20 protein-coding genes are annotated in these 16,490 nt (G+C 69.0%); 9 read left to right on the forward strand and 11 right to left on the reverse strand.

Annotated features, from left to right (window positions below):
• Positions 1–46 precede the first annotated feature (46 nt).
• The 5 genes from FHU39_RS14215 to FHU39_RS14235 all read right to left on the reverse strand — a co-directional run bounded on the left by FHU39_RS14215 (position 47) and on the right by FHU39_RS14235 (position 4,598).
• Positions 47–838 (reverse strand): DUF3027 domain-containing protein, encoded by a 792-nt coding sequence (locus FHU39_RS14215; RefSeq protein WP_183321265.1) that lies wholly within the window; start codon positions 836–838, stop codon positions 47–49.
• Position 839: 1 nt separating this feature from the next.
• The gene (locus tag FHU39_RS14220) at positions 840–1,223 is read right to left on the reverse strand and encodes a cold shock domain-containing protein (protein ID WP_183321266.1); all 384 of its coding nucleotides are present in this window, start codon (positions 1,221–1,223) and stop codon (positions 840–842) included.
• 136 nt (positions 1,224–1,359) lie between these two features.
• Entirely contained in the window at positions 1,360–1,980 is a 621-nt protein-coding gene (locus tag FHU39_RS14225; RefSeq protein WP_221185541.1) for an HAD hydrolase-like protein, read from the reverse strand.
• Positions 1,981–1,994: 14 nt separating this feature from the next.
• Entirely contained in the window at positions 1,995–2,627 is a 633-nt protein-coding gene (locus FHU39_RS14230) for a hypothetical protein (RefSeq protein ID WP_183321267.1), read from the reverse strand.
• A gap of 75 nt (positions 2,628–2,702) precedes the next feature.
• Positions 2,703–4,598 (reverse strand): ABC transporter ATP-binding protein, encoded by a 1,896-nt coding sequence (locus FHU39_RS14235; protein WP_183321268.1) that lies wholly within the window; start codon positions 4,596–4,598, stop codon positions 2,703–2,705.
• 85 nt (positions 4,599–4,683) lie between these two features.
• On the opposite strand from FHU39_RS14235, the gene FHU39_RS14240 reads away from it, so the two are divergent.
• From FHU39_RS14240 to FHU39_RS14250, 3 genes are all read left to right on the forward strand, one after another.
• Positions 4,684–5,184, forward strand: coding sequence for a MarR family winged helix-turn-helix transcriptional regulator (locus FHU39_RS14240; protein ID WP_281379737.1), 501 nt, complete (start codon positions 4,684–4,686; stop codon positions 5,182–5,184).
• A 244-nt stretch (positions 5,185–5,428) separates the two neighbouring features.
• A complete protein-coding gene (locus FHU39_RS14245) occupies positions 5,429–6,430 on the forward strand; it encodes an SPFH domain-containing protein (protein ID WP_183321269.1) in 1,002 nt (333 codons plus the stop codon).
• Positions 6,427–7,305 carry an NAD(+)/NADH kinase gene (locus FHU39_RS14250; RefSeq protein ID WP_183321270.1) on the forward strand — a complete coding sequence of 293 codons (879 nt, stop codon included), beginning with the start codon at positions 6,427–6,429 and terminating at the stop codon, positions 7,303–7,305. The genes FHU39_RS14245 and FHU39_RS14250 overlap by 4 nt, the downstream gene beginning before the upstream one ends.
• A gap of 30 nt (positions 7,306–7,335) precedes the next feature.
• Here FHU39_RS14250 and FHU39_RS14255 read toward each other — a convergent pair whose 3' ends face one another.
• Together FHU39_RS14255 and FHU39_RS14260 are read right to left on the reverse strand one after the other, a co-directional pair.
• Entirely contained in the window at positions 7,336–8,079 is a 744-nt protein-coding gene (locus FHU39_RS14255; protein ID WP_183321271.1) for a hypothetical protein, read from the reverse strand.
• 120 nt (positions 8,080–8,199) lie between these two features.
• Positions 8,200–8,763: a cysteine hydrolase family protein gene (locus tag FHU39_RS14260; RefSeq protein WP_183321272.1), complete on the reverse strand. Its 564-nt coding sequence runs from the start codon at positions 8,761–8,763 to the stop codon at positions 8,200–8,202.
• A 60-nt stretch (positions 8,764–8,823) separates the two neighbouring features.
• Here FHU39_RS14260 and FHU39_RS14265 point away from each other — a divergent pair, with 60 nt between their 5' ends.
• The 4 genes from FHU39_RS14265 to FHU39_RS14280 all read left to right on the forward strand — a co-directional run bounded on the left by FHU39_RS14265 (position 8,824) and on the right by FHU39_RS14280 (position 12,655).
• A complete protein-coding gene (locus tag FHU39_RS14265) occupies positions 8,824–9,264 on the forward strand; it encodes a MarR family winged helix-turn-helix transcriptional regulator (RefSeq protein WP_183321273.1) in 441 nt (146 codons plus the stop codon).
• Positions 9,264–10,694: an MFS transporter gene (locus FHU39_RS14270; RefSeq protein WP_183321274.1), complete on the forward strand. Its 1,431-nt coding sequence runs from the start codon at positions 9,264–9,266 to the stop codon at positions 10,692–10,694. Before FHU39_RS14265 ends, FHU39_RS14270 begins: the two co-directional genes overlap by 1 nt.
• Positions 10,695–11,012: 318 nt before the next feature.
• Positions 11,013–11,795: a type IV toxin-antitoxin system AbiEi family antitoxin domain-containing protein gene (locus tag FHU39_RS14275; RefSeq protein WP_221185542.1), complete on the forward strand. Its 783-nt coding sequence runs from the start codon at positions 11,013–11,015 to the stop codon at positions 11,793–11,795.
• The gene (locus FHU39_RS14280) at positions 11,792–12,655 is read left to right on the forward strand and encodes a nucleotidyl transferase AbiEii/AbiGii toxin family protein (protein WP_183321275.1); all 864 of its coding nucleotides are present in this window, start codon (positions 11,792–11,794) and stop codon (positions 12,653–12,655) included. Before FHU39_RS14275 ends, FHU39_RS14280 begins: the two co-directional genes overlap by 4 nt.
• Here the strand turns inward: FHU39_RS14280 and FHU39_RS14285 are convergent.
• The 3 genes from FHU39_RS14285 to FHU39_RS14295 are packed head-to-tail and all read right to left on the reverse strand — an operon-like array spanning position 12,644 to position 14,229.
• Positions 12,644–12,910 carry a hypothetical protein gene (locus FHU39_RS14285; RefSeq protein WP_183321276.1) on the reverse strand — a complete coding sequence of 89 codons (267 nt, stop codon included), beginning with the start codon at positions 12,908–12,910 and terminating at the stop codon, positions 12,644–12,646. The genes FHU39_RS14280 and FHU39_RS14285 overlap by 12 nt on opposite strands.
• A 27-nt stretch (positions 12,911–12,937) precedes the next feature.
• Positions 12,938–13,300, reverse strand: coding sequence for a DUF3024 domain-containing protein (locus tag FHU39_RS14290; protein WP_183321277.1), 363 nt, complete (start codon positions 13,298–13,300; stop codon positions 12,938–12,940).
• A gap of 5 nt (positions 13,301–13,305) precedes the next feature.
• Positions 13,306–14,229, reverse strand: coding sequence for a 1,4-dihydroxy-2-naphthoyl-CoA synthase (locus tag FHU39_RS14295; RefSeq protein WP_183321815.1), 924 nt, complete (start codon positions 14,227–14,229; stop codon positions 13,306–13,308).
• A gap of 31 nt (positions 14,230–14,260) precedes the next feature.
• On the opposite strand from FHU39_RS14295, the gene FHU39_RS14300 reads away from it, so the two are divergent.
• The gene (locus tag FHU39_RS14300; protein ID WP_343065902.1) at positions 14,261–15,262 is read left to right on the forward strand and encodes an o-succinylbenzoate synthase; all 1,002 of its coding nucleotides are present in this window, start codon (positions 14,261–14,263) and stop codon (positions 15,260–15,262) included.
• Here FHU39_RS14300 and FHU39_RS14305 read toward each other — a convergent pair whose 3' ends face one another.
• Positions 15,263–15,907, reverse strand: a complete 645-nt coding sequence (locus tag FHU39_RS14305; protein ID WP_183321279.1) for a TetR/AcrR family transcriptional regulator — start codon at positions 15,905–15,907, stop codon at positions 15,263–15,265.
• 54 nt (positions 15,908–15,961) lie between these two features.
• Here FHU39_RS14305 and FHU39_RS14310 point away from each other — a divergent pair, with 54 nt between their 5' ends.
• Positions 15,962–16,453 carry a cupin domain-containing protein gene (locus FHU39_RS14310; RefSeq protein ID WP_183321280.1) on the forward strand — a complete coding sequence of 164 codons (492 nt, stop codon included), beginning with the start codon at positions 15,962–15,964 and terminating at the stop codon, positions 16,451–16,453.
• Positions 16,454–16,490 lie beyond the last annotated feature (37 nt).

Below are 16,490 nucleotides of genomic sequence, written 5' to 3' on the forward strand. Positions count from 1 at the left end.
CGTATACCACGCGCTTGGCATACCGGACGTACCGGCAACCCGCGGCTCAGGAGAAGTCGAGGGCCAGCTCGTCCAGCACGGGTGCCTCGACGGTCTCCGGCGGTGTCGCGGGAGCGTCGGTCTCGCTGTGCGCACCGCAGCCGTGGTCCAGCGAGACGACGTGCCCGTCGGACGGTGACCACTCGCCGGCACAGACACCGAACAGCTGGCGGAGGACACCGGGCAGCGGCAGGTAGAAGCCGCAGGTCGAACAGTGTGCCTTCGCCTGCCGGGCGACCTCCGAGTTCGGGCCGCCGGCTGCGTCATACCACCGCTGCGCGGCGGCCTCCCGGCCTTCGGCCGACAGCACCCGCGGACGGCCGAGACCGAGTTCGAAGAGTGCGACCTGGTCGACGTCCTCCTCGCCCGTCGCCTCGAAACCCTGCTCGAGCAGCGGGTCGTCGGCGACATACGGGCGTTCGTCGCCCGCGCCGATGTCACCGGGCGCGAGGCGCTCGACATACGGCACCCAGTCCGGTGCGAGAACGGCGGCGTCGGTGGGCAGCAGGTTGGTCTCGCAGACCGTCGCGAACTTCTGCCGCGGTGCCCGCGCGACCGAGATCGCCCAGTGCCAGCCGACATACCCCGGCGAGGTGCACTCGAAGTAGTGCATGGCCAGCCGCTCGCCGAGCATCACGGCTCCGGCGTGCCCGCCGACCGCGCCGCGCTCGGCGATCGCAATCGCGGCCTCGTGCGCCAGGTCGGTCGCCTCGAGCAGCACCTTGTCCGGCTTGGCGGCCTTTGGCCGGACGGCCTTCTTCGCAGCCTTCTTGGCGGTTTTCTTCGCAGTCGCGGGCATGTCAGACCTCGAGATCGTCGGCGACGGCGCGCAGCACGGAGACGACCTTGGCCGCGTGTCGCTTGTCGGGGTAGCGGCCCCGGCGCAGGCCGTTGCCCAGGTCGTCCAGGAGTTTGATCAGGTCCTCGACGATGACCGCCATGTCGTCGGCGGGCTTGCGGTGTCGGGCTGCCAGCGACGGCGAGGACTCCCGCAGGCTGACGCTGAGCGCTTGGGCTCCGCGTCGGCCCTCGGCCACCGAGTAGTCGATGCGGGTGCCGCTCTTGACCGAGGTGACACCCGCCGGGAGCGCACTCGCGGGCAGGAAGACGTCCTGTCCGTCGTCGCCGGAGACGAAGCCGAATCCCTTGTCGGAGTCGAAGAACTTGACCTTGCCGGAAGGCACCGTGACACCTACTTGATCGTTGCGGGGATTGTGCGTGGGAGCGTCGGCGGCGGTCCGGGCCGGCCGAGTGCTCGCGGCGCAAGATTAACCCGTCAGCCGCCGATCCATCGAATCGTTCCGCCGAATGATCGCCGGCTCAGTCGGCCGCGAGCTCGGCGAGTCGTGGCACCAGCTCACAGAGGTCGTCGACGACGAGGTCGGCACCGGCGGTGCGCAACGCGTCGGCGTCCGCGGGGCCACTGGTCACGCCGACCGCGGTGACGCCAGCGGCGCGCGCCGCCTGGATGTCCCCCACGTGATCCCCGACGTATGACGTGGCGCCGTGCTCGCGCAGCGGAGCCGACTTGTCGTGGCCGAACAGGTCACCCACGACGACGTCCGGGCTGATCCCCACATGCTCCAGGGTTGCCGTGACCGCCGGCGGGTTCTTGGCGCTGACCACCAGCACGGTGCCGCCCGCGCCGTGGATGGCCTGCACCAGCTCGCGCGCGCCGGCCAGCGGAACGGTCATCTCGATCGCCCGGACCAGGTAGTCAGCGCGATAGTCGTCCGCGGCTGCTTCGACCTGGTCCGCGGGCAGGAAATGCGCCAGGTTGTCCAGCAGTGGCGCGCCGATCAGCGGCCACAGCTGCTCGGGCGTCGCCGTGACACCGCGGCTGCCGAGCGCACTCTGCATGCACGCGACGATGCCGTCGCGCGAGTCGACCAGCGTCATGTCCAGGTCGAACCCCACGACGAGGCGGTTTGCGTCATACACACCGTGCAGGCTATCTAGCGGCCGTAGGGGCCCTTGGACTGCGGTCCGTATGGCGGGGGCCCGCCGTACGGGCCCGGATAGGTGGCGGCGATGCGGGCCTGATTGCGCTCCCGCCCGGAGTTGACCAGCTTGACGATGCCGACGATCAGCAGGATGACACCCACCAGGAAGGCCAGCGCCCCCAGACCGACGCCGATGCCGAGCGGGACCAGCACCCGGCGGGCGATGTCGTTGGCGATGTCGGAGTCGAGCACCTTGGTGCGCAGGCCGTCGCAGTCGATCCGGTAGTCACCGTCACCCTCGGGGAGGAACGTGCCGGCGCGGGTGAAGGCGGTGCCGCCCCAGTCCATGGTGAGTCGGCCCGACCCGCGGTCGATCGGGACCTGCTGGCCGTCCGGGCCCGTGATGTCGCAGACCGGCAGCGGATCCGTGCTCTCGTAGGTGCCTTCGACGAGGATCGTCTGGCTGTTGTGGTCGGTGACGTGGACCGTGCTGTTGGCGGAGATCCAGGGCTGGTCGTCAACGGCGCTCATGCCCTTGGACACGCCCTGCCAGACGCCGATGCCGGCCGCGGCGGGCGCGAGGATCAGCATCAGGACGGCACCGATGATGGTGAGCGCCAGGCCGCGGCGCTTGGGCAACTGCATGGTGGTCTCCCCCGATTCCCTATGGCGACAAGGTCAGCAGACCACGCCGCAGCGGACCGCGTCCAACCGGACGCGTCAACTCACGACGCTGACGGCGGAAGTGCCCTGGGAGTTCCACAGCCGCGCGTAGCGGCCGTCGGCGGCCAGCAACTCCTCGTGGGTGCCGCGCTCGACGATCCGGCCGTGGTCGAGCACGACGATCAGGTCGGAATCCTGCACGGTCGACAGCCGGTGCGCGATGGTCAGCGTGGTCCGGCCGCGGCTGACCTCGTCGAGCGCTCCCTGGACGGCACGCTCGGTGGTGTTGTCGAGCGCGCTGGTCGCCTCGTCGAGCACGAGCACTGCGGGGTCGCGAAGGATGGTGCGGGCCAACGCGATCCGCTGCTGCTCGCCACCGGAGAAGCGGTGCCCGCGAGCCCCCACGAGGGTGTCGTAACCATCGGGGAGCGCCTCGATCAGGTCGTGCACCTGGGCGGCCTTCGCGGCTGCCTCGATCTGCGCGTCGGTCGCGTCCGGCCGCGCGTAGCGCAGGTTCTCCCGGATGGTGGTGTGCAGCAGGTAGGTCTCCTGGGAGACGACGCCGACCAGGTCCGCGACGTTCTGCAGGGTCAGGTCACGCAGGTCGACACCGTCGATCGCAACGGATCCGGAGGTCGGATCGTGCAGTCGGGACACGAGGCCGGCGAGGGTCGATTTGCCGGACCCGGTCGCGCCGACGAGGGCGACGTGGCCGCCCGCCGGCAGTGCCAGGTCGATGGCGTCCAGCGCGTCGCGGTCGGCCCCGTCATACCGGAAGGAAACGCCGGTGAGGGTCACTTCGCCGCGCGCGGTCCGCGGGGCGATCCGCACGGGGTCGTCCGGGTCGTCGATGGTCACGGGCAGGTCGAGGAACTCGAAGACCCTGCTGAACAGTGCCATCGAGGTCACGACCTCGGCACCGACGTTGAGCACCCCGAGCATCGGCCGGAACAGCGCCGCCTGCAGCGCGGTGAAGGCGACGAGCGTGCCGATCGTCATACCCCCGCTGGTGGCCGGCAGTCCCGCCGCGAGGTAGATGAGGGCGGGTATGGCGGCGAACACGATCGCCATGGTGCCCATCCGCCAGCGCCCCGCCATCTGTGACTGGAGCTCCAACTCGGTGAGTTCCGAGGAGGTTTCGCGGAAGCGTTGTGACAGGGCCGGGCCGGAGCCGACCGTCTTGGCCAGCAGCACCCCGCTGACCGACAGCGACTCCTCGATCTGGGTCTGCATGTCGGCGAGGGCGCGCTGGGCGCGGGACTGGATGCTGCGGCGCAGGCGGGCGACGCGACGCGTCAGCCAGATCGCCGGCGGCAGCACGAGCAGGCTCAGCAGCGACAGCCGCCAGGACAACACGACCATCGCGGCGGCGGTGCCCACGGCGGTGGTGATGTTGGTGGCGACGGAGGTCGCGGAGTTGGTGACGACGCCCTGCATCGCGTTGACGTCGTTGGTCAGCCGCGATTGCACCTCGCCGCCGCGCGTGCGGGTGAAGAAGCCGAGCGGGAGTCGCTGCAGGTGGGTGAACAGGTCGGTGCGCAGTCCGTGCATGACCTGCTGACCGATCTTGGTGGACATCCAGGTCTGGATGACGCCGAGCGCCTGGCTGACGACGGTGACGGCGAGCATGCCACCGACGAGCAGGAGCAGCAGGTGGACGTTCTGCTGCGGGATGGCGTCGTCGATGAGGTGCTTGGTGAGGAACGGTGTCGCCAGGCCGATGAGCGAACTCACCACGATGATCGCGATGACGATCGCGAGCGGGGTGCGGTGGGGTGTGAAGAGGGCGGCGATGCGCCGCAGCGGGACGGGGTGCTCGCGCAGTTGCGCGACGTCGGCGGGGCTCTTGCGGCGGGGTCCGCGTCCGCCGGGGTGGCCGCCGCTCGTCTCGTTGCCGTGCGGGCCGGAGGGGCGCGTGCTTGGTGCTTCGGGAGCTGTCGTGGTGGCTGTCATAGGGCAGCACCTGCCTTTCGGTAGAAGTCATTAGTGAGGTTACCTCACATTGGTGTAACCACTGCACTCGCCATACCATTCCCGTATGCCGTACAGCCCCCGCCACGCGGCCGCCCCCGGCGGCCCGGACGACCAGCCCTCGCTCAGCCACCTGGTGATGCACGCCGCCCGCGCGCTGCGGCGGTCCAGCAGGAGTGAACTGGAGCCGTTCGGCCTCACCCCGAGTCAGGGGCGAGCCCTCGGCGTGGTGGCGCGGTACGGCGCCACGCCACCGCGGTTGGGCGACATCGCCGCGCGGCTGGACATCGCGCCCCGCTCGGCGACCGAGGTGGTCGACGACCTGCAGGAGCGCGGCCTGGTCGAGCGAGCACCCGACCCCGCCGACCGGCGCGCGGTGACGATCCGATTGACCGACGAGGGCAGGGTGCTGCGGCAGCGGATCGAGCAGGTGCGCGCACGGCGCGGCGACGAATTCTTCGGGCACCTCTCCCCCGAGCAGCGCGACACGCTGCGCGACCTGCTGCAGCAGGCGCTCGCGCCGCACGAGGCGTCACGCCACCCGGGCCCGCACCGCCACCACCACTGACGCACGTCACCCCTGACGCAACCGCACCCCCACCCGCGCACCCCCACGCCTTCTGATCGAGCGGCATACCCCTGCATCGACCGGCATACGGATCAGGTTCAAATCCGTATGCCGGTCAAAACATTGGTATGCCGGTCAATCAGGAAGGGAGGGCCGCCAAATGTCATTTTTTCGTCGATTTGACGTTAATTGCTTCGATGTTTTATCATCATTGCGACGACAATAGATCACCAAGGAGGTCGCCATGGCTGACATCGCCCGCTACCCGTTCGTCCGACACCTGCGCGGGTCGGGCACCGCACACGTCCAACAGATCCGGGACGGCAAGACCGTCCGCTCGAGCACCGGAGCGTCGTTCTGGTTCCGCCCGCTCTCCGCGGTGCTCAACGAGGTGCCGGTCGACGACCGCGAGCTGCCGCTGCTCTTCCACGCGCGCACCAGCGACTTCCAGGACGTCACGGTGCAGGCGACGATCACCTACCGGGTCACCGATCCCGCGACCGCCGCGGGCCGGATCGACTTCTCGATCGACCCCGACACAGGGGTATGGCGGGGTACGCCGCTCGACCAGGTCGCGGGGCTGCTCGTGGAGTCGGCGCAGCAGTACGCCATCGACCTGCTCGCCACGGTCGACCTGCCGACGGCCATGGCCGGCGGCGTCGGACCGGTGCGCTCGGTGATCGCGGGCGGGCTCGGCAACGACAGCCGCCTCGCCGAGACCGGCATCACCGTCGTGGGTGTCCGCGTCGTCGCCCTGCGACCCGAGCCCGACGTCGAGAAGGCGCTGCGCACCCCGACGCGCGAGCAGGTGCAGCAGGATGCCGACAAGGCGACGTTCGAGCGGCGCGCGGTGGCCGTCGAGCGCGAGCGCGCGATCGGCGAGAACGAGCTGCAGACCCAGATCGAGCTCGCCCGGCGCGAGGAGCAGCTGGTCAGCCAGCGCGGTGCCAACGCCCGGCGCGAGGCGCAGGAGCAGGCTGCCGCCGGCGCGATCGCCGCCGCGGCGGAGGCGCGGCGGACCGTCACCCTGAGCGAAGCGACCGCCGAGGGCACCCGGCTCGCCGGTGCCGCCGAGGGAGACGCAGAGGCGGCACGCGTTGCGGCATACCAGGACGTCCCGGAGGCGGTCCTGCTGGCGCTGGCCGTCAAGGAACTGGCCGCCAACCTGCCGCAGATCGACACCCTCGTGCTGAGCCCGGACCTGGTCAGCAAGGCGCTCGCGCAGCTGGGCGGCGGCGCAAAATGAGTGCGACCCCACGGGTCGTCGTCGTCCACCGGCGCACGGAGTATGACGAGCTGCTCGCCACCCACGGCACCCGCGGGCAGGCAGCGTTCTTCCTGCGCAGCCGTGGCCGCGACATCGCCGAATTGGAGGAGCGGCACCGGGTGACCCAGCGGGCGCTGGAGGTCGTGACGGCCGCAGTACCGGTGGACTGGCGACGCGGCTCGGTCGAACGCGCGGATGTCTCACGTTTCCTGTTCGCACCCGACGACGTGATCGTGGTCGTCGGACAGGACGGCCTGGTCGCCAATGTGGCGAAATACCTTGAGGGACAACCGGTTGTCGGGATCGACCCGGAGCCGGGTCGCAACGCCGGTGTGCTCGTGACACATTCGCCCCGCGACCTCGGCGAACTACTCCGGTCCACCGACGACGTCGCCGAGCGCACGATGGTCCGCGCCGGCCTCGACGACGGGCAGGAGCTGCTCGCACTCAACGAGATCTTCGTCGGGAGCCCGAGCCATCAGACCGCGCGCTACGACCTGTTCGCGCCGGGCGCACGACCGGAGTCGCAGGCGTCGTCGGGCGTCATCGTCTCGACCGGGACGGGCGCCACCGGCTGGTGCCGCTCGATCGCCCTGGAGCGGCACACTGCGCTGCCACTGCCCTCGCCATACGAACCCCGGCTGGTGTGGTTCGTCCGCGAGGCGTGGCCGTCGCCCGCGACGGGCGTCGGCGTCACCGAGGGCGAGCTGGTCGGCGGCGAACTCGCACTCACGGTCGCTTCGGACCGGCTCGTCGCGTTCGGCGACGGCATCGAGGCGGACGCGCTCACCCTCACCTGGGGGCAGACCGTGCGGATCGGGCGCGCCGACCGCGCCCTGCGGCTCGTGGTATGACGAAACCGCAACACCTCCAGGGCTGTTCGATCACTCCTGCCATCCCCACCCGAAGGTCCAGATGCGATCCTCCGGCGCTGTCGCTGACAACCGATGGACGATCTCTCCGGCCGCTCGGTGCGGATCGGCGGTGTCGCACGGGATGCGCAGCAGCACCTGTCGCGGGCCCGATCTCGGCCGGGTGTCCACCGGCTCGAACGCCAGATCCACACCGTCCGCCTGCCGGGCCGGCGACACCCAGCCCAGCCTGAAGTCCGGTGTCAGCCCGAGCCCGCGGTCGCGCATCCGTTGCTCGACAAGGCGCGCCATGACACGGCGAGGTGTCTCCCACGATCGATCGGCCGCTGCTCTCCGCACCTCGGCTTCGTACTGCTCCGCAGCGAAATGTATGGCGGGCAACTCCCACGGCTCGCCGTCCTCGCCCGTCACATCGTCCCTCACCGGCCCACTGAAGACGCCGACGTAGTCACGGAAGTCCGACCAGCTGATGCGCCGTCCATCCGCCGAACGAGTGATGTACGGCGCGATCACACCGCATCCCGGTTCGCCGCACGAGCAGCGATGGACGGCGACCCGACGACCGATGTGGATCGGCAGCAGTGGCTGCTCCGGGCCGAACATGTCGGCCGGATCGAAACCCCGCCAGCCCGAGGCCACCGCCTCGAACGGATTCCTGCCGTTGACCTCGATGCCCACGGTCGGCCAGTCGGGGCGGTCCTCGTCGACGTCGAAATGAATTGAGAGAGCGGCAATTTCAGCGACTCGTCGCGACATACGAGCGGTGTTTGGCGGCACACCGGAGCCATCACCACGAGGCCGCTGGACGCGGCCTTCCCCAACGGGAAGTGTACGACCTGGACTTCGCTCGGTGTCGTAGTTCGCACTGACGACGTGCTACTCGGCCGACGACAGCGACTCTGCCCAGTCCGCAACGGTGGTGACGGCGGCCTGCCGCGGGAAGACCTTCTCGGTCAGCACGCGGTGCACCTCCGGGTCGCCGTCACCGCACGCGTCGGCGAGGACGGTCAACCGGTAGTCGAGATCGGCCGCCTGCCGGACCGTCGACAACACGACACCGCTGGTGGAGAGTCCACCGAGCACGAGCGCATCGACGCCGAGACCGCGCAGCAGCATTTCGAGGTCGCTGCCCGCGAACGCGGAGATGCGCTTCTTCACGACCACGTGTTCGTCGTCGCGAGGACCGAACCTGTCGATGATCTGCGTCGGTGGCTGATCGTGATGCATGCCGTTGCCGCCGGCGGCCAGCGCACTGAACGCCAGGTTGGACGCCGGGACCTCCGGGTAACCGGGGCGGAATGCCACGCGCACGAAGATGACCGGAATCCCTTGCGCACGGGCGGCTTTCAGCGCTTCGTCCGCTGCGTCGACCACGGGCTCGAAGCCCGGTCGGCCGGCGATCCCGTTCTGGAAGTCCATGAGCAGCAGCGCGGTCGTCATACGAGGGTCCTTCCGGAGGCGAAATTAGACAGTCCAAACTGTACAGTTTAACCTGTCCATATGACGAAACAGGCTGCGCCCACCACACCGTTCCAGGTGGCGATCGACCTTCGCGCCGTCGTCGCGCGCCTGCTGCGCAAGCTGCGGGAGACCACGCCGGTCGAATCCATCACTCCGTCCCAGGCGTCGGCGCTGTCCCGGCTGAGCAAGGGCGGCGTGTCGACGGTGAGCGCCCTGGCCATCGCCGAACGGGTCCGCCCGCAGTCGATGGCCGCCACCGTCGAGGCACTCCAGGCGCTCGGCCTGGTCACCCGCAGCAAGGACCCGAACGACGGCCGCCGCCAGATCGTCGACCTCACCGCAGACGGCTGGGCTCAGGTCGAGGGGCAGAAGGAGGCCGGTGTCGCCTGGCTCGAGGACGTGCTCACCGAGCAGGTCACGCCGGCTGAATTGGAGACGCTCGCCGCGGCGACCGCGATCCTCGAACGGGTCCTCGATTGATGGCGGCACGGCCAGCACCCGCCGATCGTTTCGACACCCGGTTGCTCGCTCCGATGATGCTCGGGGCTGTCCTCAACCCGATCAACACCGCGATCATCGCGGTCGCGCTCACGCCGATCGGGGTCGCCCTGGGCGCACCCGCCAACGAGACGGTCTGGCTCATCTCGGCGCTCTACCTCACGACCGCGATCGGGCAGCCGCTCGTCGGCCGACTGGTCGACATCTTCGGCGTGAAGCCGCTCTTCCTCACCGGCGGCGCGCTCGTCGCCGTGGCCGGCCTGATCGGGCTCGTCGCCCCCAATGCACACAGCGGCCTGTGGTGGCTCGTCGTCGCTCGCGTCATTCTGGGCCTCGGCACCTGTGCCGGATACCCCGCGGCCATGCACATGATCCGGGCGGAGGCGGAGCGCACCGGCATACGGTCACCCGCCGGGGTGCTGACGACCCTGTCGGTCACCACCCAGACGGTTGCCGTGATCGGCCCCACCCTCGGCGGGCTGCTCGTGGGCGCCTGGGGCTGGCGGGCCACCTTCGCGGTCAACCTGCCGCTGGGCCTCGCGAGCCTGGTCCTCGGCTGGATCTTCTTCCCACGCCGGACCGGGCTCGAACCACCGGCGGGTCAGCGGCCGCACATCGACTGGACAGGCATCGTGCTGTTCGCCGGCTCGATGCTCGGCTTGCTGGTCTTCCTGCAGGACCTCTCGGCCCGACTGAGCTGGCTGCTCGTCGTGGCACTCCTCGCCGGTGCCGGCCTGGTTCGGTGGGAGTTCCGCGCGGCCGAGCCGTTCATCGACGTACGCGTGCTGGTCGGGAACGGGCCACTGTTGCTGACCTACCTGCGCGCGACGCTCACCGCCATCATTTCCTACACGTTCATCTACGGGTTCACCCAGTGGCTCGAGGACGGGCGCGACCTCGACGCCACGGCCGCCGGCCTGGTCCTCTTGCCGATCTTTCTGTCGGGGATCGTGTTCGCGATCGCGTTCGGGCGCCGCGCAGAGGTCAAGTGGAAGCTCACCATCGGCTCGATCGCGCAACTGGTCGCCGGGGTGCTGGTGGTCCTGATGACCGGCGGCTCGCCGATCTGGTTCCTGGTCATCGGCATGGTCGTGCTCGGCATCCCGCAGGGTCTGAACAGCCTCGCGATACAGAACACGCTCTACTTCCAGGCCGACCCCGAGCGCATCGCGTCCTCCGCCGGGCTGCTGCGGACGTTCATGTACCTCGGCGCGATCATCTCCAGCGTCATCTACGGCAACGTGTATGGCGCCCGCGCCACCACCGGCGGGCTGCACATCCTCGGCTCGGTCGTCATCGGCGTCGCGGCGGCGTTCCTCCTGATCACCGTGTTCGACAGAACCCTGGACAAGATCGGACGTACGACGGTCAGCGTCGCGGATGCGCAGGAGCACCAGCAGCTTTCCAGCTGATCCCTCCACTGATCGAGCGGACCCGGTCTGCCTCGAGAGCTACCAGTGCCCGGCATACAAGAAGGTCCGCTGGGTGGGTTGTGGGTCCGTTCGATGAGAGACACAGGGGCCGGCAGCTAACTCAACGTCCCCGCGAACGCGTTCTGTGGAGGCGCGTCGTGCTGTCGCCAGGACCAGATACCTTGCTGGTATGGCGGGGGGCGCGTTCGGCAGGTCGGAGGCAGACACATGCCGCAATTTCGTGCTGCCAGCGCTCGCCGGCTCCGGGTGGCAGGACGACCAGATCCATGCGGAATATCCCGTCAAAGCACGACAGGTGTGTCTGCAGGCAACACCGAACGCGAGCTTCCCGACGGCCGAGTCGACTACGTGCTCGACGCAACGCCCGGCATCGTCGACGCAGCGCAGGGCTACGTCTATCTGAATGCCAGAAAAAACTTTAGTTTGACGAACCATTCACACATGAAACTAAAATTTTCATATAGTTCATTCTGCTATGGTGGGCGCGTGCCCGGGCCAAGTCAGGATCTACGACGCCAGCTCCACAAGGTCGCCTTCGGCCAGTCCGGCTACTTCTCCGCGGCTCAGGCAAAAGAGGTCGGGTACAGCTACCAGGCGCAGAAGTACCACGTCGATCACGGCAACTGGCTGCGCGTGGATCGCGGTCTCTTCCGACTACCGGAATGGCCGAGCGGGCCGGCCGACACCTACGCACGGTGGGTCCTGTGGAGCGGCGGCGTGGGTGTGATCTCCCATGATTCGGCCCTAGCCGTCCACGGACTGTCGGATGTCAACCCAGCCCGCGTGCACCTGACCGTGCCAGTCGGATTCCGGGCACGCGACGATGCGGTCATCCTGCACACGGGTCGGCTCGCCGACCGCGACATCGAAAGACGCGGCTCATGGCAACTCACCTCCGTGGATCGCACCCTGCTCGACATTGCGGACGGCGATACGTCCCAGGAGATCGTCGACCAGACAGTCTCCGACGCGCTCGAGCGCTCCATGACGACGCCGCGCCGCCTGCTGCGCCTCACCGCGAACGCAAGTGACCGGGCAGCCCTTCGACTGGAGCGCGCACTCACGCGAGCGAAGGCATGAGCACCTCCTCGCGGCGCACGCAGGCCGTGAATGACCACATCCGCCGACTGGCCGCCGAGCAGGACCAGGATGCCAATCGAGTGCGGCGGAGTCTCGTATTCCAGCGGTTGATCGCCCGGCTGGCACCGGCAGGGCTCATCCTCAAGGGCGGCTTCTGCCTGGAGGTTCGGCTTCCTGGCACAGCGCGCTCGACACGTGATGTCGACTTCGTCGGTCAACTGGCACTCGTCGCCGATCCCACAGAGCTGCGAGAGGAGCTCGACGATCTACTCGACTCGGCCGATATCGACGACGGCTTCACTTTCGAGGTCGGTGCCGCGACCCATCTGCGCGGCGACGACGCAGAGGCCAACGCATGGCGCATATCGGTCGCCGCGCTTCTGGACGGCACTCGTTTCGAGCAGATCAAGCTCGATCTGGTCGGCCAGGTGCAGGAAGTGATGGGGGCGACCGAACAACTCGTGGTGCCACTGCCGGTGCAGGTCGACGGCGCAGGACCGGTGACCATCGAAGCAGTCGATGTCTACCAGCACGCGGCCGAGAAGTTCCACGCATTCGCGCGGCTCTACGCACACGACCGCCCGTCGTCTCGGGTGAAGGATCTCGTCGACCTGGTACTGCTGATCGAGGCCGGCTTCGTCGACGACCCACGCCGACTGCGACACCGTCTCGATGCGGTGTATTCGCAACGCGATTCGGCAACTCCGGCCACCCCGCTTCCCACACCGCCGGCCGACTGGCAACGGTCATACGAAGCATTCGCAACCGGCTTGGGCCTCTCCGCCCAGACCGTGCCTGCGGCATACGCCCTCGTCTCCGACACCTATGTCAACGCTCTCACCGAGAGATCACCACAGTGACACCATCGTGGACCGCTTCCAGTGGTCGCACTGGGCCGAAAGCATCTCACCGGCGATCCGCTGCTGAAGTTCGTCAATGGCGAGTTGCTGCCCTACCTTCGCGAGTTCAAGGGCTCGGGACGTGTGGGAGATACCGAGGACACGCTCGCGTCGATCTTCGCGCATGTGAACAACCGGTTGCTCAGCGGTTACCTGCTGAGGGATCTGGTCGACCAGCTGAGCAAGGTCGACTTCGCCAACTCCGACGACGTCCACACCATGGCTTTGCTCCCGGCTCTCGAGTCAGAAGCGGTCGGGCTGGAAGATGCGCTCCGAGTTGAAGTCGACTTCCGCGAGCGTCCGCGCCATCGACCCGGACTCGTACACGGGGCGACGCCGGTAACGCCACCACCGTCCGGTGCGCCACGCGTACGAGTAGAGCCGCCACAGCCGCTCCTCCTCGTCGTACCGCAGTTGGAAGAACTTCCGGTGCCGCCAGCCGCCGTCGCCGCCCCAGTTGGGTCGCGATTCGCACAGCGTGACGTGCGTGCCGCGGATGTGGCACTCGATCCGCACCTCGTGCCGCAGGTGCGGCGCCACCTTCGACTCACACCAGCGCTGCAACCGCACGAAGTCGGTCTCCGGGATCTTGCGCCGCCACGCCATACGGCTCAGAAGTACCAGGGGAACGGCGACCAGTCGGGGTCGCGCTTCTCCAGGAACGAGTCGCGGCCCTCGACGGCCTCGTCCGTCATGTACGCCAGCCGCGTCGCCTCGCCGGCGAAGACCTGCTGCCCCATGATCCCGTCGTCGGTCAGGTTGAACGCGAACTTCAGCATCCGCTGCGCCGTCGGGCTCTTGCCGTTGATCTCGGCCGCCGCCTGCAGCGCCTCCGCCTCCAGCTCCGCGTGGTCGGCGACGATGTTGACCGCACCCATCCGGTACATCGCCTCGGCGTCATACGTCCGGCCGAGGAAGAAGATCTCGCGGGCCTTCTTCTGCCCCACCATCTTGGCCAGGTATGCCGAGCCGTATCCCGCGTCGAACGAGCCGACGTCGGCATCGGTCTGCTTGAAGCGCGCGTGCTCCCGCGACGCGATCGTGAGGTCGCACACCACGTGCAGACTGTGCCCACCACCGGCCGCCCAGCCGTTCACCACCGCGATGACGACCTTCGGCATGGTCCGGATCAGCCGCTGCACCTCCAGGATGTGCAACCGTCCGCCCTGCGCCTTCACCCGCGCCGCGTCCACGGTGTCCGCGGTCTCGCCCTCGGCGTACTGATAACCCGACCGGCCGCGGATGCGCTGGTCGCCGCCGGAGCAGAACGCCCAGCCGCCGTCCTTCACGCTCGGACCGTTGCCGGTGATCAGCACGACACCCACGTCGGGCGTCATCCGCGCGTGATCCAGCGCGCGATAGAGCTCGTCGACCGTGTGCGGCCGGAACGCGTTGCGCACCTCCGGCCGGTCGAACGCGACCCGCACGGTGCCCTTCTCCGGGCCGGGCCGCACACACCGGTGGTAGGTGATGTCGGTGAAGTCGAAGCCGTCGACCGGCTCCCATGCACTCTCGTCGAAGATCTCACTGATCACGCGCCCGACTCTATGGCTACGGTCGTATGCCGTGACCGCCACACCACCCCTCGACGAACTCCTCGCCACCATGCACGTCGTCAGCATCCCGATGCGGGTGCGTTTCCGCGGGGTGCTGCACCGCGAGATCGCCCTGTTCGCAGGGCCGTCGGGGTGGGGCGAGTTCTCACCCTTCCTGGAGTATGACGCCCTCGAGGCGTCCCGCTGGCTCGGCGCCGCGGTGGATGCGGCGTGGGGCTCCTGGCCTGCGCCCGTGCGCGCGGCCGTCCCGGTGAACGCCACCGTGCCGGCGGTCGCCGCCGCCGAGGTCGCGCCCGTGCTCGCCCGGTACGACGGCTGCCGCACGGCCAAGGTCAAGGTTGCCGAGCGCGGCCAGGCCCTGGCCGACGACGTGTCCCGGGTGGCGGCGGTCCGTGACGTCATGGGGGCGAACGCACATCTGCGCGTCGACGCCAACGGCGGCTGGTCGGTGGACGATGCGGTCTCGGCGATCACGGCGCTGGCGCCATACGACCTGGAATACGTGGAGCAGCCGTGCGCGAGCGTCGACGAGCTCATTGACCTGCGGAAACGACTGGCGCACAACGGGATTGACATACGGATCGCCGCCGACGAGTCGATCCGCAAGGCCGAGGACCCGCTGCGGGTCGCGCGGCTCGGCGCGGCGGATGTCGCGGTGGTCAAGGTCGCGCCGCTCGGCGGTGTGTCGGCTGCGTTGCGGATCGCGACCGAATCCGCTCTCTCCACAGTGGTTTCCAGCGCCATCGACTCCTCGGTCGGCATCGCTGCCGGTGTCGCGCTCGCCGCAGCGTTGCCGGAGCTGCCCTTCGCCTGCGGCCTCGGCACGCTGGAGCTGATGGCCGGTGACGTGGTGCTGGATCCGCTGGTCCCGCAAGGCGGTTCGCTCGGAGTACGGCGGCCGCAGCCCGACCCGGCACTGCTCGAGCGGCACCGCGCCACCGCGGACCGCGAGCAGTGGTGGCGCGAGCGCGTGACCGCCTGTCACGCGGAGCTGTCCGCGCGCACGGCATAGTCACGGGGACGTCAGGAGCACCCGGGACCAGAGGTCGTACAGCGCGTCGGCGTACTCCGCCGCGCTCCAGCCGCGCGAGGTCACCAGGTCGAACCACTGCGGCGAGTTGGTGGACCAGATGAGGTCGGCGACGCGGTCGTCGTCCAGCTCCTCCCGCACCTGCCCGGCGGTGCGCAGCTCGGCCGCCAGCAGCCGCATGTTGGCCGCACGTCGTTCGGAGATGTGCCGATCGAGCGCAGCACACTCCGGGTCGGCGGGCGCCGCCTCACGCAACGCGGCGAACAGCGGTGCCGCCCGCGGCATCAGTGTGCCGAGCGCGTCGGCGTAGGTGCGCAACTTCTCCCCCGCCGTCGCCGCAGCGCGGACGGCGATCACGTAGTCGCGCTGCTCCGCGGGCACCGGCTGATCGGACGAGCCGAGGATCTGGTCGATCGCCGCCAGCAGCAACTGCGGCTTGCGGCCCACCGCGCGATACACGGTGTCGAGGTTGACGCCCGCTCGCCGGGCGACCTCGCCGACACCGACCGCGACATACCCCTTCTCCTCGAACAACTCCCGCGCGGCCACCAGCACCGCGCGACGTGTCTCTGCGGCCTGCTGCGCACGTTGCGCCGAGCTGTATCGACGCTTGACCTGCTTCGCCATGGTTCTTACGCTATCAATTGATACGAAGTAACTTCGGATGAATTGGAGCGAGTCATGAGCGATCGGGTAGTGGTGCGCAGCCCGGGTTCCGGGCCGGCGACGTGGGCCATGGGCGGACTCTTCGAGCACCTGGCCGCAGCGGCGGACACCGACGGCCGCCTCGGCATCTCCCTGGTGACCCAGCCGCCGGGCATCGCGACGCCGCTGCACCGCCATACCAAGGAGTCCGAGGCGTTCTACCTGCTGGAGGGCGAACTCAGCTACCGAGCGGGCGACGTGACCTACGAACTCGCGCCGGGATCGTTCATCTACCTGCCGCAGGGCCTTCCGCACGCGTTCCGGATCCGCGGCTCCGCCCCGGCACGGTTCCTGGCCCTCACCACGCCCGGTGGCCTGATGAGCCTGTATGACGAGGTCGGCATCCCCGCTCTCGAACGCCGCCTGCCCGGCCCGGACGGGCAGACCCCGGAGGTCGAGCTGCCGAAATGGGCGGACGTCGGGCCGCGCTACGGGCTCGAGGTCGTCGGACCGGGGATCCCCGAGTAGCCCCGGCCGGCCCTCTCGGGCACCGGCTTCCATGAAT

Origin of the sequence: Flexivirga oryzae (assembly GCF_014190805.1) — a bacterium.
In the GTDB taxonomy this organism is placed as follows: Bacteria; Actinomycetota; Actinomycetes; order Actinomycetales; family Dermatophilaceae; genus Flexivirga; species Flexivirga oryzae.

What these genes read in the sequence shown, in the direction of transcription:
- FHU39_RS14240 (WP_281379737.1), top strand. Translation starts at nt 4,684, where the DNA reads ATGCCGTACAGCCCCCGCCACGCGGCCGCCCCCGGCGGCCCGGACGAC.
- FHU39_RS14235 (WP_183321268.1), bottom strand. Translation starts at nt 4,598, where the DNA reads ATGACAGCCACCACGACAGCTCCCGAAGCACCAAGCACGCGCCCCTCC.
- FHU39_RS14290 (WP_183321277.1), bottom strand. Translation starts at nt 13,300, where the DNA reads ATGGCGTGGCGGCGCAAGATCCCGGAGACCGACTTCGTGCGGTTGCAG.
- FHU39_RS14270 (WP_183321274.1), top strand. Translation starts at nt 9,264, where the DNA reads ATGGCGGCACGGCCAGCACCCGCCGATCGTTTCGACACCCGGTTGCTC.
- FHU39_RS14305 (WP_183321279.1), bottom strand. Translation starts at nt 15,907, where the DNA reads ATGGCGAAGCAGGTCAAGCGTCGATACAGCTCGGCGCAACGTGCGCAG.
- FHU39_RS14310 (WP_183321280.1), top strand. Translation starts at nt 15,962, where the DNA reads ATGAGCGATCGGGTAGTGGTGCGCAGCCCGGGTTCCGGGCCGGCGACG.
- FHU39_RS14280 (WP_183321275.1), top strand. Translation starts at nt 11,792, where the DNA reads ATGAGCACCTCCTCGCGGCGCACGCAGGCCGTGAATGACCACATCCGC.
- FHU39_RS14245 (WP_183321269.1), top strand. Translation starts at nt 5,429, where the DNA reads ATGGCTGACATCGCCCGCTACCCGTTCGTCCGACACCTGCGCGGGTCG.
- FHU39_RS14250 (WP_183321270.1), top strand. Translation starts at nt 6,427, where the DNA reads ATGAGTGCGACCCCACGGGTCGTCGTCGTCCACCGGCGCACGGAGTAT.
- FHU39_RS14215 (WP_183321265.1), bottom strand. Translation starts at nt 838, where the DNA reads ATGCCCGCGACTGCGAAGAAAACCGCCAAGAAGGCTGCGAAGAAGGCC.
- FHU39_RS14255 (WP_183321271.1), bottom strand. Translation starts at nt 8,079, where the DNA reads ATGTCGCGACGAGTCGCTGAAATTGCCGCTCTCTCAATTCATTTCGAC.
- FHU39_RS14260 (WP_183321272.1), bottom strand. Translation starts at nt 8,763, where the DNA reads ATGACGACCGCGCTGCTGCTCATGGACTTCCAGAACGGGATCGCCGGC.
- FHU39_RS14265 (WP_183321273.1), top strand. Translation starts at nt 8,824, where the DNA reads ATGACGAAACAGGCTGCGCCCACCACACCGTTCCAGGTGGCGATCGAC.
- FHU39_RS14230 (WP_183321267.1), bottom strand. Translation starts at nt 2,627, where the DNA reads ATGCAGTTGCCCAAGCGCCGCGGCCTGGCGCTCACCATCATCGGTGCC.